The organism is Pseudomonas sp. Hp2, assembly GCF_006386585.1.
GTDB lineage: Bacteria > Pseudomonadota > Gammaproteobacteria > Xanthomonadales > Xanthomonadaceae > Pseudomonas_S > Pseudomonas_S boreopolis.
Map to the genome: position 1 here is coordinate 172923 of NZ_VAHJ01000003.1, position 26731 is coordinate 199653.

At 61.5% G+C, this 26731-nt stretch carries 32 protein-coding genes; 24 read left to right on the top strand and 8 right to left on the bottom strand.

Annotation, left to right across the window (positions count from 1 at the left end; translation table 11 throughout):
- Positions 1-123 precede the first annotated feature (123 nt).
- Positions 124-573, top strand: a complete 450-nt coding sequence (locus FD678_RS10210; protein WP_140722521.1) for a hypothetical protein — start codon at positions 124-126, stop codon at positions 571-573.
- A 261-nt stretch (positions 574-834) separates the two neighbouring features.
- Here the strand turns inward: FD678_RS10210 and FD678_RS10215 are convergent, their stop codons facing one another.
- The 7 genes from FD678_RS10215 to FD678_RS10245 all read right to left on the bottom strand — a co-directional run bounded on the left by FD678_RS10215 (position 835) and on the right by FD678_RS10245 (position 5214).
- Positions 835-1035 (bottom strand): hypothetical protein, encoded by a 201-nt coding sequence (locus tag FD678_RS10215; RefSeq protein WP_140722524.1) that lies wholly within the window; start codon positions 1033-1035, stop codon positions 835-837.
- Between the two features lie 139 nt (positions 1036-1174).
- Positions 1175-1825, bottom strand: a complete 651-nt coding sequence (locus FD678_RS10220; RefSeq protein ID WP_177497716.1) for a hypothetical protein — start codon at positions 1823-1825, stop codon at positions 1175-1177.
- A 57-nt stretch (positions 1826-1882) separates the two neighbouring features.
- Positions 1883-2176: a superinfection immunity protein gene (locus FD678_RS10225; protein ID WP_218569638.1), complete on the bottom strand. Its 294-nt coding sequence runs from the start codon at positions 2174-2176 to the stop codon at positions 1883-1885.
- 77 nt (positions 2177-2253) lie between these two features.
- Entirely contained in the window at positions 2254-3225 is a 972-nt protein-coding gene (locus FD678_RS10230) for an ankyrin repeat domain-containing protein (protein WP_140722530.1), read from the bottom strand.
- A gap of 74 nt (positions 3226-3299) precedes the next feature.
- Complete coding sequence (locus tag FD678_RS10235; protein WP_140722533.1) at positions 3300-4322, bottom strand: ankyrin repeat domain-containing protein; 1023 nt, start codon at positions 4320-4322, stop codon at positions 3300-3302.
- Positions 4323-4330: 8 nt separating this feature from the next.
- Positions 4331-4750: a hypothetical protein gene (locus FD678_RS10240; protein WP_140722538.1), complete on the bottom strand. Its 420-nt coding sequence runs from the start codon at positions 4748-4750 to the stop codon at positions 4331-4333.
- Positions 4747-5214 (bottom strand): hypothetical protein, encoded by a 468-nt coding sequence (locus tag FD678_RS10245; RefSeq protein WP_140722541.1) that lies wholly within the window; start codon positions 5212-5214, stop codon positions 4747-4749. Before FD678_RS10245 ends, FD678_RS10240 begins: the two co-directional genes overlap by 4 nt.
- Before the next feature lie 193 nt (positions 5215-5407).
- On the opposite strand from FD678_RS10245, the gene FD678_RS10250 reads away from it, so the two are divergent.
- From FD678_RS10250 to FD678_RS10300, 12 genes are all read left to right on the top strand, one after another.
- Positions 5408-5986 carry a hypothetical protein gene (locus tag FD678_RS10250; RefSeq protein WP_140722543.1) on the top strand — a complete coding sequence of 193 codons (579 nt, stop codon included), beginning with the start codon at positions 5408-5410 and terminating at the stop codon, positions 5984-5986.
- A gap of 1 nt (position 5987) precedes the next feature.
- The gene (locus FD678_RS10255; RefSeq protein ID WP_140722545.1) at positions 5988-8213 is read left to right on the top strand and encodes a fimbria/pilus outer membrane usher protein; all 2226 of its coding nucleotides are present in this window, start codon (positions 5988-5990) and stop codon (positions 8211-8213) included.
- Between the two features lie 95 nt (positions 8214-8308).
- Positions 8309-8791 (top strand): spore coat protein U domain-containing protein, encoded by a 483-nt coding sequence (locus FD678_RS10260; RefSeq protein WP_140722548.1) that lies wholly within the window; start codon positions 8309-8311, stop codon positions 8789-8791.
- Positions 8792-8945: 154 nt separating this feature from the next.
- The gene (locus FD678_RS10265) at positions 8946-9158 is read left to right on the top strand and encodes a hypothetical protein (RefSeq protein ID WP_140722552.1); all 213 of its coding nucleotides are present in this window, start codon (positions 8946-8948) and stop codon (positions 9156-9158) included.
- Between the two features lie 133 nt (positions 9159-9291).
- Complete coding sequence (locus FD678_RS10270; RefSeq protein WP_140722555.1) at positions 9292-10170, top strand: DNA adenine methylase; 879 nt, start codon at positions 9292-9294, stop codon at positions 10168-10170.
- A 451-nt stretch (positions 10171-10621) separates the two neighbouring features.
- Positions 10622-10903, top strand: coding sequence for a hypothetical protein (locus tag FD678_RS20215; RefSeq protein WP_177497718.1), 282 nt, complete (start codon positions 10622-10624; stop codon positions 10901-10903).
- A gap of 446 nt (positions 10904-11349) precedes the next feature.
- Positions 11350-13512 (top strand): ankyrin repeat domain-containing protein, encoded by a 2163-nt coding sequence (locus tag FD678_RS10275; protein WP_140722558.1) that lies wholly within the window; start codon positions 11350-11352, stop codon positions 13510-13512.
- An 83-nt stretch (positions 13513-13595) separates the two neighbouring features.
- On the top strand, positions 13596-14237 hold the full coding sequence (locus tag FD678_RS10280) for a hypothetical protein (RefSeq protein WP_140722561.1): 642 nt from the start codon (positions 13596-13598) through the stop codon (positions 14235-14237).
- Positions 14238-14329: 92 nt separating this feature from the next.
- Positions 14330-17611, top strand: a complete 3282-nt coding sequence (locus FD678_RS10285; RefSeq protein ID WP_140722564.1) for a hypothetical protein — start codon at positions 14330-14332, stop codon at positions 17609-17611.
- A gap of 83 nt (positions 17612-17694) precedes the next feature.
- Positions 17695-18456 carry an ankyrin repeat domain-containing protein gene (locus tag FD678_RS10290; RefSeq protein ID WP_140722567.1) on the top strand — a complete coding sequence of 254 codons (762 nt, stop codon included), beginning with the start codon at positions 17695-17697 and terminating at the stop codon, positions 18454-18456.
- Entirely contained in the window at positions 18453-19079 is a 627-nt protein-coding gene (locus FD678_RS10295; protein WP_140722570.1) for a hypothetical protein, read from the top strand. Before FD678_RS10290 ends, FD678_RS10295 begins: the two co-directional genes overlap by 4 nt.
- Before the next feature lie 176 nt (positions 19080-19255).
- Positions 19256-20113 carry a hypothetical protein gene (locus tag FD678_RS10300; protein WP_140722573.1) on the top strand — a complete coding sequence of 286 codons (858 nt, stop codon included), beginning with the start codon at positions 19256-19258 and terminating at the stop codon, positions 20111-20113.
- On the opposite strand, the gene FD678_RS10305 is transcribed toward FD678_RS10300, so the two are convergent.
- The gene (locus FD678_RS10305) at positions 20049-20849 is read right to left on the bottom strand and encodes a hypothetical protein (protein ID WP_140722576.1); all 801 of its coding nucleotides are present in this window, start codon (positions 20847-20849) and stop codon (positions 20049-20051) included. The genes FD678_RS10300 and FD678_RS10305 overlap by 65 nt on opposite strands.
- Before the next feature lie 270 nt (positions 20850-21119).
- Here FD678_RS10305 and FD678_RS10310 point away from each other — a divergent pair, with 270 nt between their 5' ends.
- The 11 genes from FD678_RS10310 to FD678_RS10360 all read left to right on the top strand — a co-directional run bounded on the left by FD678_RS10310 (position 21120) and on the right by FD678_RS10360 (position 26641).
- The gene (locus FD678_RS10310; RefSeq protein WP_177497720.1) at positions 21120-21512 is read left to right on the top strand and encodes a hypothetical protein; all 393 of its coding nucleotides are present in this window, start codon (positions 21120-21122) and stop codon (positions 21510-21512) included.
- A gap of 80 nt (positions 21513-21592) precedes the next feature.
- Positions 21593-21994, top strand: coding sequence for a DUF7768 domain-containing protein (locus tag FD678_RS10315; protein WP_218569639.1), 402 nt, complete (start codon positions 21593-21595; stop codon positions 21992-21994).
- Positions 21991-22608, top strand: a complete 618-nt coding sequence (locus tag FD678_RS10320) for an ankyrin repeat domain-containing protein (RefSeq protein ID WP_140722582.1) — start codon at positions 21991-21993, stop codon at positions 22606-22608. The genes FD678_RS10315 and FD678_RS10320 overlap by 4 nt, the downstream gene beginning before the upstream one ends.
- Positions 22609-23287: 679 nt before the next feature.
- Entirely contained in the window at positions 23288-23488 is a 201-nt protein-coding gene (locus FD678_RS10325) for a hypothetical protein (RefSeq protein ID WP_140722585.1), read from the top strand.
- A gap of 67 nt (positions 23489-23555) precedes the next feature.
- Positions 23556-23960 (top strand): DUF7768 domain-containing protein, encoded by a 405-nt coding sequence (locus FD678_RS10330; RefSeq protein WP_218569640.1) that lies wholly within the window; start codon positions 23556-23558, stop codon positions 23958-23960.
- Positions 23957-24343: a hypothetical protein gene (locus FD678_RS10335; RefSeq protein ID WP_140722588.1), complete on the top strand. Its 387-nt coding sequence runs from the start codon at positions 23957-23959 to the stop codon at positions 24341-24343. The genes FD678_RS10330 and FD678_RS10335 overlap by 4 nt, the downstream gene beginning before the upstream one ends.
- Entirely contained in the window at positions 24343-24825 is a 483-nt protein-coding gene (locus FD678_RS10340; RefSeq protein WP_140722591.1) for a hypothetical protein, read from the top strand. The genes FD678_RS10335 and FD678_RS10340 overlap by 1 nt, the downstream gene beginning before the upstream one ends.
- Positions 24822-25034, top strand: coding sequence for a hypothetical protein (locus FD678_RS10345; RefSeq protein ID WP_140722595.1), 213 nt, complete (start codon positions 24822-24824; stop codon positions 25032-25034). Before FD678_RS10340 ends, FD678_RS10345 begins: the two co-directional genes overlap by 4 nt.
- Positions 25035-25116: 82 nt before the next feature.
- Positions 25117-25824, top strand: a complete 708-nt coding sequence (locus FD678_RS10350) for a hypothetical protein (protein ID WP_177497722.1) — start codon at positions 25117-25119, stop codon at positions 25822-25824.
- Complete coding sequence (locus tag FD678_RS10355) at positions 25821-26201, top strand: hypothetical protein (protein ID WP_140722600.1); 381 nt, start codon at positions 25821-25823, stop codon at positions 26199-26201. Before FD678_RS10350 ends, FD678_RS10355 begins: the two co-directional genes overlap by 4 nt.
- Entirely contained in the window at positions 26198-26641 is a 444-nt protein-coding gene (locus FD678_RS10360; RefSeq protein WP_140722603.1) for a hypothetical protein, read from the top strand. The genes FD678_RS10355 and FD678_RS10360 overlap by 4 nt, the downstream gene beginning before the upstream one ends.
- Positions 26642-26731: the final 90 nt, after the last annotated feature.

A 26731-nucleotide genomic window follows, 5' to 3' on the forward strand; every position in this document is an offset into this window, starting at 1 on the left:
TGGCGCAACGGAACTGTGCGAGCACAGTGAAGTGGAAAAGCCGCAAGGCTTGCGCCCGCCTGCGGCCGTGCCAGGGAGCGGGGCCGAACCCGGGAGCGCCATGACACGGGTAAGATCGGGCCTATGGCTCACCCTTCCGACAGTGCTGACCAACGCCAGGCCGAACGCGCCACGCTCCAAGCGCTGGAAACGTTGTGGGGCGTTTCGTTCATAACCGGCACAAAGCTGCCGGTTAGCGTGGGCGTTGCGCCAGATGGGGTGGATCTGGAACGCAAGCTGGTCGTGGAGGTCTACGCCCGTGTGGGGCCATTGAAACCGGCCCAGGCGCACAAGGTGCGAGCCGACCTGTTCAAGCTGGCGTACTTGCGCAAGCTGCTGGGCCCCGAATGGCGGGTCGTGTTCTGTTTTGTCGACCACGCCGCTGCAGCGTTTCTCATGGGCAAGTCCTGGGCAGTACACGCGGCCCAGGCATTCGGGGTGGAGGTCGTGGTCCAGGAGCTACCCGCCCCTGTGCGGGAACGCGTGGTGGCCGCGCAGGCGCGCCAGCGCATGACCAACGCCCCCTTGGGTTGAGCCTGCCACGCAGGCCCCAAGGGTAAGGAGATTGCCACCCTGTCCGTAGACGGCACGCTTCACGGCCGCACCAGAACACGCTTCCATAAAGCCCCATGCAAGGGTGAGCGATATCGGTTGGCGGTCGGCCCGATCTGTTCGCGCGGGTGGCGGACACAGTGTCTCCCAGGATCGGACACGATGTCTTCATCCGCCATCCCGTTTGCGGGTCAGAAATCTTCCCGGCGCAAGGTCATCCCAGGCCTGGCGGCGAATGCGCCATTACGGGGCCTCCCACAGCGGGCCCTGCCCGTGGAAGACGACGTTGTTGAGGTAGATGGCACGGTGGGCGACCACGTCGCGGGCTTGCCTGGCGGTCAGGCCATTGGCCTGGAAGTAGGCAATCAGTTCTTCGTCCGTGGACTCTTCGTCGTTGGACAGGACGCCTTCGATCCAGTGGATGTCCTGGGCGGTGAGGTTCATATTGGCCTCCTGGGGTGTGCGAACCCCAAGGCACGGGCCACCCCGATCGAACGCACCGGCAGGGGGTAGCAACGCGGACCAGCCGCCAGGCTTGCGTGCGAGCGCGACCGTGCTGCTGTGGCTCGCCAGCCCCAGGAGCCTAGAGGGTCACGCCCTTGGCCACCGCCGCTCGGCGGACGTTCTCCGTGACGGGGACATGCTTGGCAAGAAGCCGAATGCTGGCCCAGTGCCACCCCATCAATGCGACATCCATGGGGGTCTGGCCGAGATCTTCCACCCGCTCCCGGGATACGGCCTGCAGCAGGTCCTGCCGCCCCGCCTGTATGGCGCGATCGACCAAGACCGGCAGAATGCGGCTGGATCGCTCCTGCGAATGAAAGCTCGAGGCCTGGTGAAACAGCGTCCAACCGTGATGGCCCCACTCGCAGTCGAGGGGTAGACCTGCGTCCAGCAACATGACAATAGGCTCAGGATCATCGGAGCCTTTCAGAATGCGGAAGGCCACCGACTGCCCTTCTCCACCGGCCAGGGGGTCGGCGCCATGCGCCAGGAACAAGGCCATGGTGGGCCCATCGACATCGTGGGTCCAGATCCAGGCCTCGAAGTAGGACAACTCCTGCCAGTTGTAGGGATCAGGACCGCGCCCGAACGCGTCGTTGGGCGAGTTGCGCGGGTCGTCCAGAAACGTGCGCAACAGCGCGAGGGGGTCATAACGCCAGCGCTGACAACTGCGCCTGGTATCCATCAGGTGCGAGAGATAAGCGTGCAGGGAGCGCGCGGATGAATGCATGGCAATGGAAGATGGTGTGTGTCCCATCATCCTATCGGCCTTGTCGTTTCTGGCAAGTCAATAGACGCGGCGGTAGAACAGCGCCATGAGAAGGGCCACGATCCAGCCAATCCCCGTCCAGCCCAGGAACGCATTGATCATGGAAATGCGGGTGCTGTGTGCTGCGCCCCGGTGTGCGCCGATAACACTGGGCAGGAAATATATTCCCCCCAGCCAGAAGGTGAAAAGACCGGAAACATACACGGGTGGCAAATGCCGGCTATGGAGAAGAATTGGTCCCCACGCCATCCAAAACCAGATCAGGTACAGGTAGAAGGCGATGAAGCAGGCGTGTTTGAAGAAGCGACTCATGGGGTCATTGACCGGCGGACGACAAGCTGCACGACTCGTCGATTTGTCGTCCCCGTCAAGTCCCCGTGTGCGTACGATTACATCATCCGGCCACGCGACTTGCGGGCCAGGTATTCGTCGGGGGTGGCCAGGTCGGTAGTGGGTCTTGAGTCCTGGGCCAGCTGGCTTAGTCGATACTGGCGAAACAGCGCCTTGACCGCCGGGTTGTACACGGTGTCCTCGGGCGTTTGCCCATCGTGGTTCTTCTGGTGGGGGTTGCCACCGGCTTCCACCAGGACACTGGCCAGCTCGTCATTCTCCGTCATGTGCAGCGGGGTATCGCCCCTGGCATTGCCGCGGTTGGGGTCCGCGCCCGCTGCCAGCAGTGCCTTGGCGGGTTCGAGACCGTAGGCGGCGTCAGCCATGGTGTCGTCCATGCACAGGTGAAGAGGCGTGTAACCCTCTCCACCCTGGTTGCGCCATCCGTAGCTAGGGCCAGGCTTGCGGTAGGCTTGAAACTGCGCGTCGCATGGGGCGTTGGGGTCCAACCCTTCGTCCAGTAGCGCCTTGACCATCGGTTCGCGCTCATGGAACGGGCCCAGTCTCACATCTTCTTTCCAGGCGGCCTCCTTCTCGCCTACAACGGCCGCATGCAGCACGCCGTTCATGGACGCGCCCGCGGCACGCAGCCGGTCCAGGAGGGGGCGGTTGCCTTGTCGGGCGGCCATCATGGCCGGGGTCTGGCCGGGTTCGTCAGGAATGGCCGTCCAATGGTGATCTGGACCTTGGACTTCCACCTTGTCCGGCACACGGATGTTTACATTGGCCCCCGCCTTGATCAGGGCTTCCACCATTCGGCCGTCGCGTCGCTGGACAGCCAGGTGAAGTGGTGCAAGTCCTGGTCGGTTGAACAGGTCTTTGCTCGTCAACAGATCGGGGTTAGCCCCGGCTGTCAGTAGCGCCTGCACCTGGCCGATGGATCCACGCTCTATCGCATGATGGAGGGGAAAGTGCTCGTTGGGGTCAGCGCCTGCTGCCAGCGCTTCGCGCAGGGCTTTGACGGGCTTCATCCCCAGGGCACGGGACCAGTCCTCGCCCTAGGTGCTGTCGACGATGTGTTCGGACTGAATCCAAACGGATGGCTTCACATCGCCCTCCCGCGGCTCCGGTTCTTCCGCGCCAGGTACTCGTCGGGAGTGGCCAGGTCGAGTTCTTTGCGGGTGGTCTGGGCCACCCCAGCCAACCGGTGCTGTTTCATTGCGGCCAAGAAAGGGCCACGATGATTGTCTTCCCACTTCCATCGCGTATCTGAAAGTTCGGGTTTAGCACCGGCGTCAATAAGGCGTTGACCCAGTGAAATCTTGTCGTCCAGGGAGAGGCGCGCAGAAGCCAGAACCGCGTCCAAAGGGACGGTACGTGTTCTACCTTGTTTTGTGACGCCGTTGGGATCGGCGCCATGCGCCAACAGCCAGTCGACAACGTCTCTCTGCCCATGGTGCGCAGCAACCCAAAGGGGTTCGTTCCCGCCCGTCTTGACCTGCCCCAGTTGAGCCGACACGCCCATCTGATCCAGTCGATCAAGCACGCCAAGCGCGCCAAACCGCGCAGGCATGACCATCATTCGTGATTGCCTGGCTGGATCTGTGGGCAGCGTTGCACCATATGCGACCAGCAGGTCAAAGACCTCCGGGGAGATCGTGGCCTCCAGTGGTGTCGAAGTGATCATCTTGCGTCCATCCTTGACCGGGATCTCGGCGTTAGGGTTGATCCCTTGATCCAGCAGGCTTTTCACCTTGCCCCGATCCCCTACTTCGCATGCCTTCCAAAGCGCGACCTCGCATTCCGAACGATGAACACGCTCCCACTTCTGAAAAGCAGGTGTTGCCCGCACGGCGTCAAGGAACGCAGTTTTCTGGCCAGCATGAGCGGTGGCAAATGGACGCTTCCAGTCAATGTGGGAATGCTCGTAGTCGCACACCCCCGCCTCCACCAGCAAACTCGTCACAACACCTTGCTTATCTGGATCTTGCATGGCGGCGGCTAGATCCAAGGGAGTTTTGGTGTTGTACCAGGACCTATCATCTCGCAAAGGTTCTTCTGGATCTGATCCGTTGGCGATTGCCAGCCGAACGGCGTCAACGTCTTCACGCAGGATGGCGTCGTGCAATGGGTACCTCACATCGCCCTCCCGCGGTTGCGCCGCTCCATGTACTCATCAGGTGAGGCCAATCCATCAGGACGTACACCCTGGGCTAGGCCAGCTAAGTCTTCCTTGGCCCGGGCAGCACAGTACGTGTCCACCGCCTGACGGGCTCGCGGAAAGGAGTCGATCCAGTCGCTCATGGCCTGGATAGGGTCCTGCTGGACCCGATCGCCGTTCTTCATGGCCCACTCGGCTGCTGTGTCGGGAAAGCCGGCCGCAGTGTAGTCCTGGAAGTCGAACCCCTCCTTGAACTGTGCCTTCTGGCCTACCGCCTTACCGGCCTGGCCAAACACCCGGGCCCACCGGGGGCCCGCCAGGATCTGGTTGTCCACGTCGCGTTCGGCGGCAGCAAAGCTCTGCTCAATCAGTTCTTTCCGATGGTGCTGGCTCACATTGCCCTCCCGCGGTTGCGCTGGCTCATGTACTCATCAGTTGAAGCCAAGTCCGCAGTCCTGGGCGTAGCCAGCTGGGCTAGGTCGTGTCGGCGGACCTGGGCGTCAATCCTCTGAAAGACAGCCGCCCCACCTTGCTCCTGGCGGAGACGATTCAACTCCTTGGCCAGCTCCTGGTCATCCTGGGCCACCCGCTTGATGGCCGCCTCGGTGATCTTGGTACTGTCCACCCGCCCCATGATGTCTGCGCGCAGATAGCCGTTGCCATCGCGACTGGGGTAGTACCACAGGTGGTCGTCCTGGCCCTTGGATGGGGCCAGGTTCTTCCGGGCCATGAACGGCAGCATGCCGGCGGCGTCCAGATGGGCCAGAAACTCATCCCGTGGCGAGATGGGCCTTGGCCCCGTCTCCTTGTAAGGATCGACGGCCGCCAGGTCGCGCAGGGTGTCAATGGAAATGGTCATGCCCGCATTCTGCATGGCTTGTCGTAGTTGGCAAGACCCATATCTGCGTGCGGTCTCGCACTCTCTGGCTTGCCAATTACGACAAGTTCAATAGCTTGGATGGGTACCCACACACCTGGTTTCCATGAAGTATCTACTTGTCCTTCTATTCGCCTGCCTGGTGCTCCCAGCGGGTGCCACTTCCGTTAGCCCCATGGGCCAGGCCTTGGAGGCCACGGCCACCACGGGTACCTTGCGGATCCACAACGAAAGCCAGGCCGCCAAACGCTACCAGGTCCTGGTGGACGGACTGTCCGTGGGGCCTGCGGGCGAACGTATCCAGGCTGCCAGCGCGGATCTGGCGTTCTACCCGTCCTCGGTCGTCACGTTGAAGCCGGGGGCAACGCAAACCCTGCGCTGGAAACGCACCACGACCGCGTCTGTTCAGGAGAAGGCTTACCTCGTGATCATTCGCGAGGAGCCTGTGTCTGTGGAGGACACGGGCGGCGTGGGGTTCAAACTTCACTACACCCCGCGCTTCATCAACCCCTGGGTGTTCGTGCCGCCGGGCGCCAAGCCTGCTTTGTCGGTCACACGCGAAGGCAGCGATCTGGTGTTTTTCAACCGTGGCACGGCCACCGCTCCGCTGACCCAGATGTCGTTTGCCGGCAACCCCATTCCGGGCAACTTCTTGGTTCTTCCGGGCGAGCGGTTCCGTTTGCGAGTGGAAGGCACGGGCCGTGAGGTCCATTACGTCTCCAGAGGTGTAGCGCAGTCGTTGCCGGTGGACTGACATGCGCTGCTTGGTCCTGGCCCTGGCCTTGGTGTTCGCCCTCCCCGTTCACGCCGAGGAAACCTTGGCGTTGCTGGTGGTCGACGGCCAGGCTGTGGCCCCTGAACCCGAGTTGCTGGACCCGGCCGCCCTGTCGTTTCCGGCTGCACGGTGGCAGGCATGGGGCGTTGTGATCCCCAAGACGCTACGAAGGAAACACCACCTTTCGCCCCAGGAGCTGGGGGTGGAGGTGGTGTTCGACGAACCCACCTTGGAGGTACGCCTGACCCTTCCGGCCCGCCTGCGCGCGGCCAAGCAAGTGGGGTATGTCCGCGCCCTTCCAGACCAGGTCTCCCCCGCGCCCACGGGCGTGATGGTCGACTACGACGTGGCGGCGTTCAACGACGGAGACAACACGCGGGTGTCGGTGGGTCATGTGGCCCGCACGCATGTGGCCGGGGGCCTTTTGACCACCACGGGGCAAGCCAACTGGGTGGAGGGCCAGGGCGAATACCTCCGCGGCACGACGACCTGGCGGCGAGACTTCCTGCGTTCGGGCACTTCGCTTGCGGTGGGCGACGTGGGATTGGCCCCCAACGGCTTGAACGATCCGGCTTTGCTGGGGGGCGTGCGGGTGGGGTCCGATCGGCAACTCACCCGCTTTGGCACCGGCCTGGAAATCCCGCTGATTGGCGGAGTGGCCGATACCCGCTCCACGGCCGAAGTGCTGGTCAATGAACACCAACGGGCCACGGGCCAGGTGTCGTCGGGACCTTTTGAGCTGGCGCCCTCCATTGCCCTGCCCGGCCTGAACAACGTGGAGGTCATCCAGCGCGACGCCTTCGGGCGTGAGCAATCGTTCTCGCGATCGTTTTATGCCCACCCGGACCTGTTGCGCCGTGGCAACAAGGAGTGGGATGTGGCGGCTGGGTCAGTCCGCACCAACCCCACCGAAGACCACTATGAGGGGTTTGCCGCGCAAGGTTCCTTCCGCTATGGCCTGACCGACCGCTGGACCCTGGGCGCGACTGCTCAAACCGGCAAGGTGGGAAACGACGGCGGGCACAACCTCACGCTCCACAACACGTTGTCCTTTGGGCGAGGCGGCCTGGTGCAGGCCGATGTGTCGGCGTCTTCGCGAGAAGATGGCGCGCGAGGTTCGGCGTTTCGCCTTGCCTATGAGCAACGTCGTTTCAATTGGTCCGTGACGGCCAGCCACACGAGGAAATCGGACGACTACTGGGAAATTTCCCAGTTGCAGGACCGGGCCTTCCGGATCCAGTCCCAGACCACGGCCGCCGTGGCGTTTCACCCCCAGGACCAGCCCTGGCGGGCCCAGGTGTCGTATTCGGACATCCAGTACGACAACGACCGCCGGCTCCAGCAGCTGGGCGTGTCGGGCTCGTATCGGCGCGGGCGGTCTGCTTACTTCGTGGGCGCATTGCATGACCTGGGCACGGGCGACAACCAGGTGTTCGTGGGCCTGCGCATGCCTTTGGGTCCGGGCACGGTCATGGCCTCCGCTCGCAGCGCCCCCCAGGTCGGGCCGTGGGTGGAGGCCAGCTTTAGCGGGCACACGGACGTGGCGGGTCGCGACGTACGCTACCAGGTGGGCGGCACGTGGGCAGACACCTCCCGCATTCACGGCCGCGTGGACACGCGCGTGGGGGGTGGCGACCTCACGCTCGAGGCCCGCAAGGGCCAGGACCAGCCCTTCATGGTCAACGGCCGCTATACCAACTCGGTGTGGGTGGGCGAAGGCGGCCTGATCAACGGCCGCAGCTACAACCCCTACGACTCGTTTGCCATCGCGGAAGTCCCCCATCAGGCCGGCGTGGAAGTCCGGGGCAGCTCGCGCCCCACGACGACCAACCCGCGCGGCACCGCCCTGATCCGGGGCTTGCCGAGCCTGACGCCCACCCCGGTGAACATCGACGCCACCCAGCTGCCGATCGACCAGCAGGTGGACGACAGCCAGCGCATGGTGGTGGCCCCACGCCAGGGGGGAGTGAAAGTCGAATTCCCCCTGACCCCATCCACGGTGCGCCAGTTCGTGGTGCGTCTGGGGGATGGCTTTGCCCCGGCAGGCGCGAAGGTCGAAAGTGACGCGGGCGAAACCTTCCGGCTGGCCGAACGCGGGGTGTTGGTGCTCGAACAGCCCTCGACCCGCGCCACGCTGACCACCGCCCACATGAAATGCGAACTGGTACTGCCGGAAGAAGGGGGTGAAGTCGTCTGCGCCCCTTGACGGCAACGACAAGCCACCTAACTTGCAGATATGGCCGGCGAGGGTTTCGTCAGCCCTTGTTGTGTATTCCCCTCCCCTTACAGGAACCTCCATTCATGAAGAAGCTTTTCCTTTTGGCCATGACCATGCTGGCCGCCCTGACCGCTCCGGCAGCCTTCGCCGACAGCTCCGGCACCACGACCGTCACGGCCACGGTGCCGTCGACGTGCGAGATTCAGTTCATCGATACCGTTCACGGCGATTTCTCGACCCACGTGACCTCCACGACCGCCACCGGCAACATCGCCGTGCTGTGCAACAAGGACGCGGGCTACTCGCTGTCCACGCCCACGCCCGACAGCGCAGGGCGTTTCATGCTCACGGCCATTAGCGGTACGTCGGGCGCCACCCTGGAAGCCGAGCTGCGCGAAACCGTAACCGGCCAGTCCTGGGGCAACACCGACCTGGTGGGCGGCCAAGGCACGGGCCAGACCGTTTACCACCCGTTCCAGGTGATCTTCAACCCGTCGGGTGGCGCGTTGCCGCCGGTGGGCAGCTACTCCGCCAACCTGACGATCGACCTGACCTCCACGTTCTGATCGCAAACGCACACCGCAAGGTGTGACTGAAAGACAAGAAGCCCCCGGTTGAACCGGGGGTTTTCTTTGTTGGGATACGTGGAATATATAAATCAGGGTTGCGGATATCGACAAATCGAACAAGATGAAAGCACACCCCAACTGAGAACCTTCAATGAACTTTCTTGCGATCAGCAACGGTTATGACATCAAGCCAGGCAATCCCACCCTCTTGCCCAATGAAACCGATTGCCCGTCCATTACGATGTCAGGGAATGGCCAGACCCCATTCGATACCTCGCAGGTGGTCCACAAGCCGACTGGACTCCTGCAGTCCGTTGGCAGCTATACGGGCGAACTCATGGTCGACTTAGAAAGCGAATACTGAGACGCGAGCATGCCTGAAAACCCCCGGTTCTCCCGGGGGCTTTCTTTGTTTGGATACGCATAACCAGAAATAGCTGCTTGCTAGAGACGACAACCTGCTAAGGATGAGGTGAGGCCCATATGACCTCACTTCAATGCTTCAGGACTCTGCCTCTGCTTCATCTCTACTCGAGCAAGACACTTCCCCACTCGTCCGGTTCGAGGTTCGCCCTTTCGTAAAGTGGGTAGGTGGTAAACACCAACTGCTTCCCGTCCTGGACGCAGCTGCACCCGAACTTGCCTCCGGCAATTGTTACTTCGAGCCATTCATTGGTGGCGGTGCATATTTCCTCCATCGTCAACCGCTCCATGGAACAATCTCGGATATCAATCCCGAACTCATCAACTGCTACCAGGTCATCCGCGACGATGTGGAAGGTCTAATTGTCCACCTGGCAACCCACCAGAACACGGAAGAACACTTTTATACACAGCGCGCGCTCGTTCTGTCTGGCTTGTCTGCTATCACCAGGGCTAGCCGCTTCATCTTCCTCAACAAGACCTGCTTCAATGGCTTGTACCGGGAGAATAAATCAGGGCAGTTCAACTCTCCGTTTGGTCGCTACGTCAACCCTACTATCGTGGACGCAGCTAACCTGCGGGCTGTGTCAACCTATCTGAGATATGCCCACATCGACATCATCCATTCGGGGTACGAACACGTCCTGGACAAGGCCCGGGCTGGCGATCTTGTCTACTTCGATCCTCCATACGTCCCCCTGACGGCGTCGGCCAGCTTCGTCAGCTACACCAAAGCAGGGTTTGGTATGAAGGATCAACAGGCCTTGGCCAACGCCTTTCGTGAGCTGGACCGGCGCGGCGTTCGACTCATGCTGTCGAACTCCAATACCGAAATCGTCCATTCGCTGTACAAGCCATTCCGGATCCAGGTGATCCATGCCACCCGCGCCATCAACAGCAAGGGGACAGGACGCGCCAGGGCGGCCAACGAAGTTCTGGTCACGAACTACTAACATGACCCTTCGCCACCCTAACCGCCTGAACAAGAAACGCGCCCTGGTGGTGAAACGCCGCCTTGGCGAGAAGCACACTTGCTCATGCCGCAAGTTTTGCCCGCCCGCATATCTGCCGGACTTCCGAACCAAGCGTATTCGTGAGCGTGTCCAGACAGCGATGGGTATCGACTAGAACGGCTGTCGCGTGGTTCGCATTCTTCGCAATATCCCCTTGCCAGAGACGACAACCTTTCTACCTTGGTGAACTACCACCCAGGAGAAAGCAATGGCACGCTTTGGCTCGTTCGATGAGAGCCCGACGTTTGAACGGATACCGCGGCGCAAGCGGAGGAGTAGCGACAGTATCAGTTCCAAGGAGTTGGATCGGCTACTGATTGCGTCGGGTCAAGCGTCACTCAATCGTTGCTCGAAGACAGCTTTCCCAACCAAGGCACATGCCGAACGGAGGATGTCACAACTGATCCATAACGGTACGCCCGTCAAACATGCGTACCGCTGCAATGCGTGTTCCCAGTGGCACCTGACCAGCATGCCAAAATCCGAGTCGGAAATGCTCGGCAAGTACCGGTCCCAGACCGGCTGTACCCGTTGGGCGTATTTCTCTTACGAGAGCGCGCTAGCTGCCCTTCACGAACGTAATGCGCGCCTTACTCCGGGCAAGCGTCCCTTCACTGGCGCCTACAAGTGCACGACGTGCGGTACTTATCACTTGAAGTGGACGCCGAAGTGAGCCTCACCGGGAAGCCACTTACCGAAAAGCAGTTGATCCGGCAATCGAAGCGGGAAGGTTTCAAGAGACTTCAAATGCTGCGCGAGGAACGTGAGCGAAGACAACGGGCCAAGGACGCTGTTGAACTAATCCGACAGATCAATTCTCCATCCGGACAGCGCATGCGCAACTGCCGGAAGAGGGCTCACCTAACCAAGAAGGCAGCCCTCGCCGAGCTGGAGAAGCTGAAATCCCACCCCTCTGGCAAGCACAGCAAGCTACAGCGGGTGTACCTATGCGATCGCTGTTATACCTGGCACCTGACCACATTCAATCCAAAACCTTGGAAGTGGGATTGACACCTGAAGGCGTCTCGTGACCGGTGTTGCGAACCCCTGCACATCTCGCAACTTGCCAGAAACGACAAATCGCTCACCTTGGGGATAGGCCCTCACCTTCTCCAGACAATGGCAAAGCGCACACCCAAGAACCTTGTCCACCAGGCCGCCCTGGCCCTGTCGCGTGCTGACGCCGACCAGGACCGTGCCGAAGTAGCTGCATGGAATGCCTGTCGGGCGCTGGACGAACTCCGTGATGAGCTGCCAGAAGGCAAGTTCGAGGAACACCTTCGCGACCAGGTGGGGTTGTCGTATGCGGGCGCCCGGATGGTGTCGGAAGTGTTCGCTGACCGCGACGACTTCCTGCGTAATTCCGCCCAGGCCGTGGCATTGGTCCCGGAAGCCCAGGCCACGACCAAGCGGCTGGCGGCGGCGCATGAGGCCCACCTGGCCAATCCGGCCACACGCACAGCGCTGTCGCGTGGACCGCGGACGAACCACGGCTGGGAAGGCGACACGATGGCCCCGCTCCTGGACTGGATCCATGGCGCGGAGAACGGGTTGTCCAAGACCGTGAAAGGCGAGGCCATCGCCCGCATGGACGCCTACATTCGTTCGGGCTGGGCGCAGCGGGATCTGGGGCCGGAGGGTGAGGTCCTGACCCCCAATGCCGGGTCGTTGCGTGAGGTCTTCAATCGGCTGCGTGCCGGGGAGACGGTGTCTCCACACGACATCAAGGCGTCGCTCGACTCCCGCTGGCAAGAGCTGTTCACGCCCATCCGTGTGGACAAAGTCCGACTGCATGACCAGACGTCGGAAAAGACCGCCCTGGGCTTTGAGTCGGGCGTACCCACCTTCTCGATGGACGGCAAGGGCACCACAGAAGCCGGTGGGCGCGTGGACGCTTTCATCCAGGACGCATTCAACCCCAAGGCCTGGCACATGGCCTTTGCCTCCACGTCGGAAGATAGCCGCAGGCAGGGAGACCAGATGACCCGCCACGTCGGGGGCGTGCTGACCGGCATGGCCATAGGCGCCCCGCCTTGGGAGGGGGAAGGCCACTATCTGGCCTCCACGTCCTACTACGCCCCGGCCATTGCGTCCGAAAGTCGGGCCAAGGCCATGAACCTGAACCCCAAGCAGCAAGAGCTGGTCAACCGCCTGGCGCTGTACGCCCAGCTGGACGACCCGTATGTGCGGTCGGTCCAGGGTGTAGGCGACGCCGTGTTGGCCACCGCCCACTACGCCATTGGCGCGGGCAAGACCACACAGGGGCGCGAGCTTGCGCCGCAAGAGGTACGGGACATGAACCCGCAGACGCACGCAAAGCAGGTGGTGGACGCAGTCAAGACCCTGGCCAACGTGGACTGGGATCGTACGTTCCGGCAGGCCGGCGAGAAGTCGGGGCGTGAGCTGATCATCCCCATGTGCCAGTCCGCGTTGGATGGCCTGGCCAAGCACTACCCCGAAACCCTGCCCGAGTTGAAGAAGGCCGTGCCCCACCTCACGCGGCTTGCCAAGGCCCAGGGGATTTCTGGCACGGGGTTGGAGCGGGACCTGCTGGGGACAGCAGCCGGGTTGAAGCACGTGCCAGCAGGCAAGGTTCGCCCCGCCCCGACCCTGACCGACGACCACGTGGGCCAGTTGAAGCGACACATCACCCTCCACAACGCCCGGGACAACATCAAGGGCGTGGTGCATGAGGCACTACACGGCAACATCAACGCCGTGGATGAGGAAGGCAACTCGGCGCTGCACATCGCTGCAGGTGACCGCAACCTGCAGCTCACACAGAAGCTGCTGTCCCGGAACATCGACGCCACGCTGACCAACGCGGAGGGCCAGACGGCCCTGCATGTGGCCGCAGGCGCGTCTGCGCGCACTGCCCGGGCCCAGAACGACCAGGCCCAGTTGGTGGCACTGCTTGCACCCCACTCCCACCTGGACACCCAGGACCAGGACGGCAACGCCCCGCTCCACCTGGCCGCAGCCAAGGGGCTGGATCGCACCGTAGGCGAACTGCTACGCCATGGGGCTGACCCGTCCGTGCGCAACCTGCAAGGCGAACGCCCTGCTGATCTGGCACGTGCCTATGCCCGGCAGGTATCCAGCCCCAACCTTCGCCTATCGGCGGATCGATCGGTGATGAACCTGGAAATCGCCGAGCAAGCCCGGGCAATGGTCGCCGTCCAGTTCAAGCACCCTGCGCAGATGAAGGCGGAACGTGAAGCGCGTGGCCATAGCCAGGACCTGGCGGCCACCCGGCCGCGGAATTCGCGGGTCAGGTACTAGATCTGCGGGAGGATACGCAGACGCTGACTTGCGATTGGCGACAAGTCTAACAAGATGGAGAGGTCACATTCTTTCCATCACCCATGACCAGTCTAACGATTGCTCGCATTCTGACTCTGCTGTTGGTTGTCATCGTTCTGATGAACGCCAAAGACACTTACAACCGCCGTAAACGTTGGTTGCGGATCGTATCGGGATTGCGGTTCAAGCATTTTGCGATCGCACTGCCGTTATTGGTCGCAGTCCTACTGACTGCCGGGTACTTGAAGTCCGTTTCACCTGAGTGGGCCACGCATGGCTGGATGTACTACGTGGGCGGCACCGGATCTTTTTTGGCAGGCGGGACATTCATGGACACGCCCGACGACACGGGCCTTATGCATTATCTGCTGTACCCCTTCTTCATCTTGATGTGGTTCACGCTTCCACTGCTCGCTGAGTTCGAAGAACGTGTGTTCAGGGGCAAAGCCGCCAGCTGGTCATGGCCTATGAATATCTGGATGACCGTCGCCTTTGGCCTGGTTCACCTAACGATGGGAATTCCCCTTTATGCGGGCGTCGCCCTGATCTTGGGCGGATTTGGCTTCTTGCTTGTCAATCGACATACAGCCCTGCGAGTCAACCAGAAGGCCGGCACGATGGAAAGCACGCGCGTCCACCTGGCGTATAACACCATCCTCTTTGCGCTGTTGCTGACCGCCCTGGCCATCCGGGATTTCGCTTAGATCCTGCGAACCGTTCCGCGAAAGTCTGGCCCACTGATTCGACAGACCCGACACCCTGCCTACCTTGATAGGGAGTTTGTCGGATCCCTGTCATGTCCCACCCCACCCGCCAGCGCGGCATAACGCTGATCGAGATCCTCCTGTGGAGTGCCATCGTGGCTGCGGCAGCAGTGGCCTTGTTCGTGTTCGCTGGTCGCGCACGGGTGGCTGCTGCCGTGGAGACGGAACAGCGACATGTGGAACAGCTGGTCAGAACGGTGGATGGGCTGTTCCAGCTCCAGCCCAACTTTGCGGCCCTGGGTACCAATGGCGCGGCTTACCTGGACCTGCGGGGCGCGGAGCGCTCGGGTTTGAAGTTCACGCGTACCGAGCATGGGGTACTGACGCTGGCAACGGGCGTGGGCAATGGGGAGTTGAACCTGGCTGTGTGGGATGTGGAACAGCCCAGCGGCCCGGCAATTCGTTCTGGCGGCTACCGGCTGGCCTACCAAGGATTGTCAGCGGCCGAGTGTGTGGGGCTGGCCTCGGCCTTGGGCAAGAGCGCCCATCAGGTCCGTGTGGGCGTGTCCGGCCTGGATGATGGGGCCGCGGGCCTTGTGGCCCACCGCTACGACCGTCCGGGAGGGCCCGACCAATTGGCCGAGCTGTGCGCTCGAGACGGTCGAGTGGTGTTCGTGTACTACGCCCCGGCACGGGCGATCGCGGCTTCCGTGCCGGGTGCGGGTGCAGTGGCGCCACGCTGCAGGCCGCAGAGGGAGATCACGTACGCGGTCTGTCCGCCAGGCCAGATGGGTGCGATCACGCAGGTTCGAGACGGCACCTGTACGGGCGTGGACAACGAGTTGGTGTGGACGGCCTGGTCGACGATCGACAGCACCTGTCAACCTGAGCCGGCCATCCCGCCACAGCAAACCCCCACAGCCCCACCCGACACCTGCACGTCGATCACGACCAGGCGCATGGCGGCGTGTCCGGCGGGGCAGACGGGTCATATCGTGGAGGAAAGCACCCAGGACACCTGTGCGGGCACCCAGACCCCGTGGACGCAGGTCCCGGGCCCTGCGGGCAATACCTGCCGGGCTCCGGAAACTCCTTGCACGATGTCGGCCGAAGGGCCTGTGCCCTTCGCTTGTCCTGCGGGCCAGGGTGGACAGATCCTGCGAACGCGCTACTCGACCTGTTCGGCTCCCACGGGCGTTGCGCCCCAGTGGCCTGCCTGGTCGGACGCCCACACGATCAGCAATACATGTACGGCCGCCTGTTCCCATGGGGGCTCCAGTTGTTGTACCCCCATACCTGAAACCCGTGTGGTGGAATGCCCCGCCGGCTCCTATGGCCCCGGTACGCCACAGATCCGTTTCCGCGGTTGCGTGAATGCCACTACGCAGTCCGGATCCTGGTCGGCATGGCAGCCGTACCGGGACCTGGAAGGGGCCCGGACCTGCGACGCCTGCCCAACGGACGTACTGACCGAAACGCAGCTTCAGTGGGTCGGGCGAACCGACCCATGCCCAGCCGGACAGTCGGGCAAGATCACCTGGGAAGCCGAACAGGTCAGAACGCGGGATATCGCAACCCAGTGTCCAGCGGGCACGACTGCACTACCAGCGCCCACGGTGGGCGACTGGAGCGACTGGGCGGACACAGGTTCTCGCCGCGCGATGGTGAACACCTGCGCCCCGGTCAGCGGGTGCCTTGAAATGACCGACCGCTATGGGGGTGTAATGGACACCCACGACGCCTACTACACCATTGCCTACGTGGCCAATGGAGTATCGGGCGGGTGCTACGCCAGTCGAAGGGACAACGGCATTACGGGCTTTGACGATTGCCGCGGTGGTGCCAATGGCGTCCTGGATCTTGCGGAGTGGTCGCGCGTGGCCAACGTGGGCGAAACCTATGTCACGAACGGCTCGCAAAGCGGCTGGGGTGGGAGTGCGCACGAATTCTGGGGATGGGATTACGAAGAGTTCACCCTGATCAATGACAGCTGCAAGCACACTCCGCCGACGGGGTGCCGTTGGGATGTCCAGCAAACCTTGATCGCTCCGAACTGGGGCAACTTGGACGGTGGCAGTATTGAGTACGAAGACGGCGTTGGCGGCGGCTGTTCGGCCGGTTGGGGTATTCCGGGGGGTGGCGTGCGTGCAACGTTTGACGCGTGCAAGGCCAGCATTCCTTCCACCCCTCTGCGGCCTTCTGCTCGATATCGGGAAAGCGAGTTCTCCAACTGGGGCGGCATTGCCGAAAATGCCTGGGAGGCCACTGCTTCTTCGGCGTGTGTGGAGCCACCCACGTCCGTCTGCGCTATTCCAGCGGGTACCGTGTTCAACTGGACCGTGGCAGGCAATGCCTGCACGTTCACCCAGGGCACAGCGACCACCGTGGCCAGCGGTGGGGTGTTTACGGCCACCGACACGATCGCCCCCACCACCGGTTCAGCAAACTTCACGTGCAACCCGAGCGGCTATACGGTCGATCCGTCCACGTACAGTTCGGGGCTGGATACCAACTGCGACCCACCCTCCCCGCGTTGGCCCGACACCGACCAGGACGGCGCGGTCAATCGCTTCTGTGCTTCGGCCGGTGCCGGATCCAGTGGCACCGTGTCGTGGTGCCCCAGCCCCCAGGTGGAAGCGTCCATCCATGTGGTCTGTGGATCTGCTGCACCCACGATGGCCACAACGCCCAATGCGGGCGCGACCTGTTCGACTGCGTGTGTTGTGCCATCGCCTAGCACCGAGACGAATACCGAGACTCGGACCGCCACGCAGGCTGTGCCCTGCCCTGCGGGTGAAACCGGCTTACATACGCAGAGCCGAAATGAAGTCAGAACGCAAACGCGGACAGCGTCGTGCCCGACGCCTTCGGGTTCCGTCGTGTGGTCAGGCTGGAGCGCTTGGACTGCCTGGACTGGGACCAGTGCCTGGACCACGACCTCCAACACCTGCGCTCCTGCCACTTACAACGGTCAGTGCTCGCAGATCAGCCGTCCTACCTCATGGGGCTGCGGTGAGTACCGTCTGGTGTCGGGCGCATGGGTCCCAACGCCAGGTTCCGTGACCATTGACGACTCTCTCAACGGTGGATGGTTCGGCAATGGCCTGCAGGGGACGAGATGTGTCTACGGCTACACCGATGTGTTGGACGCCAATGGGTATCCCACGCCCCTGACGGCCGCCGACCGGGCCAAGATCGTGTACGACTACACCACGCCTGCGCCCAATGACCTGGACGTGTTCTATCAAAACGGAAGCGATGGCTCCTGGGTGGGCAATGTGGCGTACAGCCACGTCTATGCCCGCAACTCGGCGCCGAACCCAATCCGCGGTGATCGGTGCGCCTGGACCAAGTGGGAATTCATGAATAACTAGAACTGCTGGCGGGCTCGCAAAAGTGGGCTTGCCGATTTTGATAACCCGCACATGATGGGGAGACACACCAGCGGGATCTGATCATGTCTTGGATTGATTACCTATTGCTTGCCCTATGCGCCTTAATGGCCATCTCGCTTTCTGATCGAGCGCTTAGGGTGATTGTCAATCTGATCTGCTTCATTCCAGACCGCCGCAGAATGCAAGACATGAGGAAATTTCTGGACTACTCCGCATTGCGACACGCCGTCAGAAACGGCGATGAAGTAGCGGTTGAATCACTTCTTACTTCGGGCGTATCCCCCAACCCTCCGACATCGAAATTCGAAACAGAGTGCGAGCCCCCACTTACCACGGCACTTCAAAAGGGCCACATAGCCATTGCCAGGCGCCTTGTAAAGGCAGGGGCGGATATCAGCAAGGAAGCCTCGAATGAGGCCCTATGCGCGCTGGCGGCTGTTAATCCTTTTAGGTGGTCAGAACTCACCCAGGAAGAACTGGACAGCCGCTTGAAGCGAGCCAACCTGGATGGTCTCATCTTCCAACCCTATGTTCCACACTCAGGCCCCTTTGGAAACATCGGCAACGGCAAGTCAGTCGTGACCAACGCGGTCAAGGAGCGACTTGCAATCGTTGCCCCAGACATTGCCAAGGACATTTCTCGAGCGCTCAACACCACCCATCAGGCCGCAACCGAACAAGATCGTGAGCGGCTGGTGTTTGATCACCTGGAACAGGTGGCGGAGCAGCGTATGAGCGCCGAACGTCGGGAACAACTGGCGGTTGTAGCAAAAGAGGCTAGGCCAAACGCCGGTAGTTCTGGCGAGTCCAGGAGGGCGATGTGAACATTATCACTGCCATCATCATTGGCTTTGCCATTTCTGCGGCAACCATTCACACCATCCATTTCATTCGTGAGCTGGCAAAGAACCGTCGCGCACGCATTAATAAAGAATATTTGACAGAGATCTATGTGGCAGCTTTGCTCAGCACATACATTGGCCCACCGGATCCAGACAACCCAAAAATCGCGAAGGACAGCAAACGCGACACACGGATCCGAATCAGGGCTGTGCTTTCGCATTACTTCAAGGATGGAGATATTACCCTCAAGAACCCTTCATTGAGCGATGTAAGACGCCTTCTATCCGAAGATTACGGTCGCCGCTGGGGTTGTATAGATCCCCCCACAGAGTTCGAGTACTTCCGCGGCCCGGTGTACAACGACTCATGGCTACCTCTAGCCGAAATAGTTCCGGAGCGCGTGCGGTGGCATGAAGAACATCCCGACGCACCCCTTTTCAAAGCTAGTTTCTCGGATGATCCCGCGGCCCTGGTGGTGTTCGTCAACCTCATGGATCGTGAATTGGAGGCAGCAAGAACGGAAGGAAAGAAGAAATTTCTACAAGAGTTTGTCGTTGCGAAGCCAGAAGCCAGGAACGATGAATTCCCCCGGAGGGCGATGTAATGGCCCTGCTTCCTACCTGGCCCGGTTTGCGAGGCCTCAAATCGCCCTATCCATCTAACACCTTGATCAGTTCACTTCATGAGCCTTTTCTTCCCTGCACCCGTTGCCATTCGGTCAAGCCCTGCTAAACCAAGGGCCTCGCGTCGCGTTGGCGTAAAGAATGAAAGGGGGGCGGCATGGGATTGCCGGCCGAACTACTGGAACCAATCCAACATCCGTCCTATCGGGCGCCTATTAGCAGGGGCCGGGCTCCTGTCCTGGACCTGGAAAAATATCGCCACCGTCTCATTGCGGATGCCGTGGCGCGCTCTGTTGATGAGGAAAACGCCCGCAGGGCAGAACAAGAAAAGGCCAAGCAGGCCGAGATCGATCGCCGCTTGGCCAGGCATGTGGCGTCATTCGAAGACATGCGGGCCAAGATCGTGGACCTACTCACTCTATATGGGTGGGAGGTGGATCCCGACCCCGAAACCCACAGGCATGGCGTCCTCTGTTTCCAGAAAGGAACCCTTTGGTTCATCACAGAAACATCAGGGTGGCCGCGTCTACTCAAAGAACTTCAAGCACAACCAAGCAAATGGGGTGTGCTTCCACAACGGAAACAAAAGGTTGAGGCTGTTGACTGGCTTGATTGGCGGTTCGGCACGTTGCCTCTGCCCTACCACCTGACACAATGGATCGAGGAGAATGAAATGGCACTTTCCAATCAAGACAAGCTGGACATAAAAGCGATGATTGCTGAGGGGGTGGCGGCGGGGTTGAAGGACTACTCCATTCCCGTAGGCAAAATTTCGTTTTCGACCGGGCAGGTTGTAGCCATCGTGTCTGTAATATTCGCGGGGGTGATAGCTGTGGGCGGAGCCATCATTGGAGGCTCAATCTATGTCCACCACGGATTAGGGAAGGTTGAGGCGGAGGTGGCCGCATTGAGCGTGAAAGTTGACGAAAGGCTGCCAGCCCAGCAATCGCCTACCTCAACGGATAGCGGTTCGTCCAAGCCACCCACAACCAAAGATGATCCCGCAACGCCCTAGCGGTTTTCGTGGTCATCCAGGACTTTCGGCCCAAGCGGGCCAGGTCATTTCTCATCTTGGCGTGAACCACATTGATGGCGTGGAGCGGATCGTAGGCGCCCGACACCTTCTTGGGACTGTTCAACTTGCTGTGCTTCACCCCGGGCAGGTGGGCGAACACCCACTTGCCGTAGGAACTGTCGCCATCGGTGGCGATCGTCCCGCCTGGTTTCACGAGAGGCGCAATCGTCTTCAACAGCCGTGGCACCGCCAGGTGCCTGGTGGACTGGTTCCAGCCCATCTGCTGCCCCTTCTTCATGTTCGAGGATAGCCGGGCAATGTCGAACCCCAGGATGGTGCCGGTCTTCACCCGCACAGCAATCGGCACGGAGACCTGCGCCCATCGGGCGTGGATGTAGGTCTCCAACTCGTCCATCATCACGTAAGCGGTGCCACCGTCCTTGGCCAGTTTCGCCATCGCTTTGGTGTGCTGCTTCTTGGCTTCCTGGGCCAAATATTCGACCTTTCGCAACACCGTATCCCGCGAACACCCCACCAAGATGGCAATGCGCCTGACGCTCGCTCCGGACACGGCTAAGGCGAAGATCTTCCGGTTGAGTTCTGGCCGGTGCTGTTGGCGAATGGGCTTGACCAGGGTGGCCGAGAACTTCCGGCCACACGCCCGGCATTGGTAGACCGGCACGGGCTGGTGGTTGTGCGCGGGCGTGCGGTAGCCCTTCTTGCGGTAGAAGTCCAAGGGAGCTGGCTTCTGCTTGCCCGCCCCCGGGCTTCGGTGGTGGACGCAGGTCGGGTTGGGGCAGTGGGCTCGGGGGTTGCGCATTGCTTCCAACCTAACCCAGAAATGGTCATCTATCCCAGTTGGGATACCTAGATGGACGGGAAAGACGATTTAGGCCGCTATTCTGCGAAAAGACTCACTTCAAGGCCTCGCAAACCGGGACAGGTAGCCCTGCTTCCCCCACCTGACCTACGCGCTTCTCTCTTCAAGTTGTCATTCTCTGACGACTTGACCCGCGATCAGCTTTCTGCCGCCATCACTCGATCGGACACGCTATCCACCGACGGCCCTGGCCAACTGATCGCTGACGCCTTCGCGTGGGCGGACAGCTTCGATTTGCAGGCTGACGACAGCTACCGCCCCTTGATGGTCTGGTGCAACGCCCGCGACGTGGTGGGTGCGATGGCCGCCATTGACGATCTCGCCTTCTACGCCGATCCGCCCCTGCTGCGCTCGAATATGGAACAGCGGCCCGCTGTTGACCTTCTGCGCGACTGGATTGATAGCCACCCCAACTGGCATGCGGCTGTGGAGCGCTTTTGTGCGTCGCGTTGTCGGGAGGTGTTGGTTGGTGTGGCGGGCTCTGCTCGGGATGAAAAGGAACTTACCCGTCGCATGTAAGAACTGCTGTTTTCCTCGCAGTTTCTGGCTTGCGGAAAACGATATCCCGCACAAGATGGAGAGACACACCGGAGTCTCCCATGGCCAGTCAAGTATCTAGTGTTTCGCACAACCTTGTGGTGCCAGCCACCGACCAGGAACGATCATACCGTCGCGTCATCGTTGAGTCCCCCTTTGCCGGTGATATCGAAAGGAACCAGGCGTATGCCCGAGCGGCGTTGCGTGATTGCCTGCTGCGCGGTGAAGCCCCGCTGGCCAGCCACTTGCTGTACACCCAACCGGGTGTTCTGGACGATAGCGACGCGGAAGAGCGCGTCCTTGGGATCGACGCTGGATTGGCGTGGGGTTGTCTGGCGGACGCCACGGTGGTGTACGCAGACTTGGGGATCTCGAGGGGTATGCGCTACGGGATTGAGCGCGCTGAACGCGAAGGCCGGCCCGTGGAGTACCGCCAGTTGGCAGGCTGGAAGCTTACGTCATGATCAAGGATCCGAACTTCGTCAACAAGCATGGCGAAACGCCGCTGTTCAAGGCCAAGACCGCCCGTGAAGTGGAGCTACTGGTGGCACGCGGCGCCGATGTGAATGCAACCGGCAAGAACAAGCAGACTGCGCTGTTCAGTGCCAAGACCTTAGAAGTCCAGGCAGCGCTGTTGGCTGCGGGCGCAAACCCGAACGCCGTCGACGGCATGGGCAGGACGCCCCTGTTTTCTGTTCCATCGTCCGATCCGGCGTTCACTGACAACCTCATCCGTGCGGGGGCCGACGTGAACTGGTCTGACCAGCAGGGCAATACGCCGCTTTACTACGCCGTGTGGGTCTGGAAGCCAGACGTTGTAACCCGATTGCTGGCCGCAGGCGCAAACGTCAGTGCGCGAAACAATGCTGGAGAAACCCCGTTGTTTTGGGCTCACGAGCCCGATTTCGCCGAACTGCTTCTTCAACATGGGGCTGACCCGTTTGCGACAGACAACGAAGGCAATCTGCCCCTTGTAGAAGCGGCTGTAGTCGCCCGGGCCGCACACCGTCGAAAGACGCTGCTTTCGGTCGTCGCGAACACGGCACGGGTTCCAGAGCTGGGTAGGAGGGCGATGTAATGGCCCTACCCTTCCTGGCCTCCTGGCTCTCCCGCCCCTGAAACCTTGCGCAAGACCGTTTGCCAGCCGTTTCAACCCGGCACCGATCCTGCGGCCCGCCTGATCGAGGACGCCCTGTCCTGGGCAGCCCAATATGGACAGGAGGAGCCAAATGCCCCCGCGCGCAGGTTCGCCGCATGGTCATGTGCCCGAGACGTCATCGGGCATGTCCTTGAGATTGATGATCCCGATTTCTGCCAGGACCCGCCACTGCTCCGTTACCGCTGGGCCGCCGATGGCGTGTCGGATGAGGACAGCATGAGGGACTGGGTGGAGAGTCAGCCGGAGTGGCGCCAAGCCTTGGGGCGGTACTGCGCTGCGCGTCGGCGGGAGGCTTTGAAAGCTCACGTTGCCCGTCCAGTGGTGGCGGAAGATTGCGGCAAGCGGAGGGCGATGTGACCCGCTCCCTCCTTCCCCTTCTCCTAATTCTCCCCTTGCTAGCCCGGGCCACGGATACAACCGATCCGGTCACCCTGGACATCGTGGAAGTTCATGCCGTACGGGAAAAACCGTACGCCTTCGCCGACAGTGTGGCGCGGGGTGCCAAGCGTGCCGGATGGAAGCAACAGGTCCAGCCTGCCGTGGCCCGGCTATCACCGCTGACCGATGAACAGTTAGCGAGTACCCAAGGGAACTACCAATGAAGCAGATCCTGATCTACCTGGGCTTGGCCCCATCCGAGCAAGATAAGAAGCTGCGTGCGCTGGTCGAAAATTCCTATACGTCATTGCGTGTAGTGGGACGCGGAACGATAAGAATTGACCCAGACGAGGTTCGGCAGTCGGAAGAGTTCAAGCGCGCCCTGGCGCTGGCCCGGGAGATTTGCGAGGACTGCGGATAGGTTCGCAGGTGGGGACTTGCGAATATCGACAAGTTGCACAGGATGGAGGGACACACCGGAGTCCCGCATGTCTTGCTCACTTTCTCGTATTACGAACACCCATGTGGTGCCATCCACGCACCAGGAACGCGCCCACCGCCGCGTCATCATTGAGTCGCCCTTTGCCGGCGATATCGATACGAACCAGGCTTATGCCCGGGCGGCGCTACGCGACTGCCTGCTTCGTGGCGAGGCACCACTGGCCAGCCACCTGCTGTACACCCAGCCCGGAGTCCTGGACGACAGCAATCCCGAAGAAAGGGTGCACGGGATCGACGCTGGGCTGGCCTGGGGCTGTCTAGCTGACGCCACGGTGGTCTATGGGGATCTGGGTATTTCCACAGGCATGCGCTACGGGATCGAACGCGCGGAGCGTGAGGGACGCCCCGTGGAGTACCGGCAATTGGCCGACTGGAAGCGGAGGGCACCATGAACCCAGCCCGCCACACCCTCATCCGCGACGCCTTGGACTGGGCCTGGCAGCAGCCGGTGGTCACGGAGCTGCGCTTGCCTGCCCATGAGACGCTTTTGCGTGGCGCTCAACGAAACCGCGCCTGCCACACCGCTGTAACCAGGTTGGCCGATCAACTGGGTGTCGACATGGGCCCCTACTGGGAGTTTGCCGGCCCACCCGTGCTGTCGCGCACTGATTACGATGATGACGCCCGCGACGTGCGTGTGGTGGAAGCCTGGATCGCACAGGAGCATGCCTTGGCCGAAGCCGTGGATCGCTACTGCGTGTCTGTGGAGCGCCGGAAAGCGCTGGGGGTGGTGGCAGGCGACATCACCACCCACACCCCAGCCCGGAGGATGTGATGGCCCTTTCCTCCCTGACTTCGCTGTTCTCCCGCAAGCGCCCCGACCAGGACGAGGAAGTCCGCCTGGCCCTTGTGGACGAGGCCCACCGTCACCCGGAGGTGCTGGCCACCCAGGAACGTCGATCGCTGTTGGTCACCGCCGTCAACGCCCAGCAGTCGGCCATCGTCAAGGCGGGAGGAGGTGCCCCCATGGACGCCATGATGGCGGAACTGGAACGCCGGCAGCGTGCGGCCCAGCTGGCCCAGAAGGCCTACGAACAGGCGGTGGAGAAAGCCGTTGACCAGGTGTGGAAGCGCTACCGGGAAACGGTGGCTTCCGGGCAACCTTGGGAGAGCATTCTGACGCCCGTGAAAGGATTTGGCGGGAGCGTTCGCCGGTTCGAGGTGGAACGCCAGGACAGCCCGGAACCCGTGGCGCCCAGCCCTATCCAGGGCCGGGTGTGGGGCACGGCCATGATCAAGCAAGGGAGAACGTCATGATCGGATTGGTGTTGGCTGCCGCTGTGGCCACAGGCAAATTCATGGTGTCGGTTACGATCGTAGAGCGCTGCGATGTTCAGGGCCGGACGGTGCAGTGCAACTCAGACAGGCCTTACCGGACCGAGCGTGATCCGCGTCCGGTTGTCGTGAAGGTCGAAGGTAAGGAACAGGTGGCGGATGGCTATGAGCGCGTGACGATCGTGTACTAGGTTTTGCGCACCCGTTCGCCGCCCTGGACTTGCCAAGGGCGACAAAGCGGACAGACTGGGGAAGGCCTTACAAGGTGTCCCCATGTCGAGCAATCATGAACTCATGAACGTCCTGCCCCCCAACGGGAACCTGGACTTTGAATTGGTAGGACAGTCGGCCCGTGCTGGCCGCTTGCCGGTCCATTCGTTCAGGATCCGAACCACCCTGAAGTCCGGGGAGCGCCTGGATATCACGCAAGAAGTGGCGGACGCATTGGGCCGCAAGACCACCAATGACGGCGCGCTCAATGAGGGCGGGATGGGCTACTACAAGCCCGACGCCATCGCCGGCTCTCTGGCCGAAGCATTGTATGACCAGGATCGCTACAAGCACACGTTCAAGGTTCGCACCGAAGAAGTCGTAAGCGACGAAGAGAAGCGTAAGCACGAACTGGTGGTTGGATTGCGTGCCGCGGTCCAGAACCCATACCAGCATGAAAGGGTCAGCGAGTACCTTGGACAAGGGGCTGATCCGAACGCCCAAGATCGTTATGGTCGTGCCCCCCTTCACCTAGTGAGCGGCCACAAGGCCGCCCAAGCCCTGCTGGACGCTGGCGCCAATGTCAGATTGAAGGATGGCTGGGGCGAAACACCCGCAGAAGCCAATCATCACAGCGCGGCCAAGGCCGTGATCCAGGCCGCTACCAACCGCGAGCGACTAGCCACGATGGCTACCTCGTCGAGCCAGACTTCCGCCCTCGCCTCCCCTGACGAGTACATGGCGCGTAAGGCGCGCGGGAGGGCCCTATGAACTCCATGGACATCAACGAAGTCGAACGCACCCTACGCAGGACGGCGGCCGAAAAGGCCGTAGCGCAGGCCGACAAGTACGGCTGGACGGAAGTCCGCCGGGACGTGTACCTGGACACCGCTGACCGGTTGAAAGCGTTCGGACACGATGTATCCGCCGCCCCTTACTGGATGACCACCCAGGACGGCACGCCTCCCCGCCCCATACGGGGTGCGGACGATCCGACGCTGCGCGCCATGGTCGACGTGGACCGGGACTTGACGCGGGCGGCCAAGCGAATTGATGAGATGGATCGCCAGGCGGCTGCAGGGCGTGGGCTGGATCTGGCCAGTGCCGATGACTACTTGGCCTGGAAGAGCCGCGGGAGGGCTCTATGACAATTGAAAACTCCGTTGACGCCGATCAGATCGAACGTTCCCTGCGCGTGGAAGCAGCCAAAGAGTTGATCGAGAAAACCGACAAATCTGGATGGCTGGAGATCAACGACTTTGGTGCGTTTCTCCATTCCCGCGACAGCATTCAAGCCGAGCAAGCCGACTGGCCTGAAGAGGATGAGTGCAAGAACTTTGATTTCAGTATTGCACCATATTGGCTCACAGGCGCTGGCGAACCAATGGCGATCTTTGGCCCCCAAGACGACGATCTGCTTTGCATGCTGGATATTGACGAGGATGAACTTGAAGCTGCCGTCCGTCTTGCAGAAGCAGAACAGCGACGCGAAGCGTTATCGGAAGTCTCGAAGACCTCCCGCGCGGCAAACAATCTAGCCTCGCCCGATGAGTACATGGCCCGGCGCAACCGCGGGAGGGCGATGTGACGTGTGCGATTTCTGCGAATGCCCTCGAGATCCTCCTCTTGCCAACGCCGATAAATCTGACAGCATGAAGTTGTAGATAGTTCACCGCGC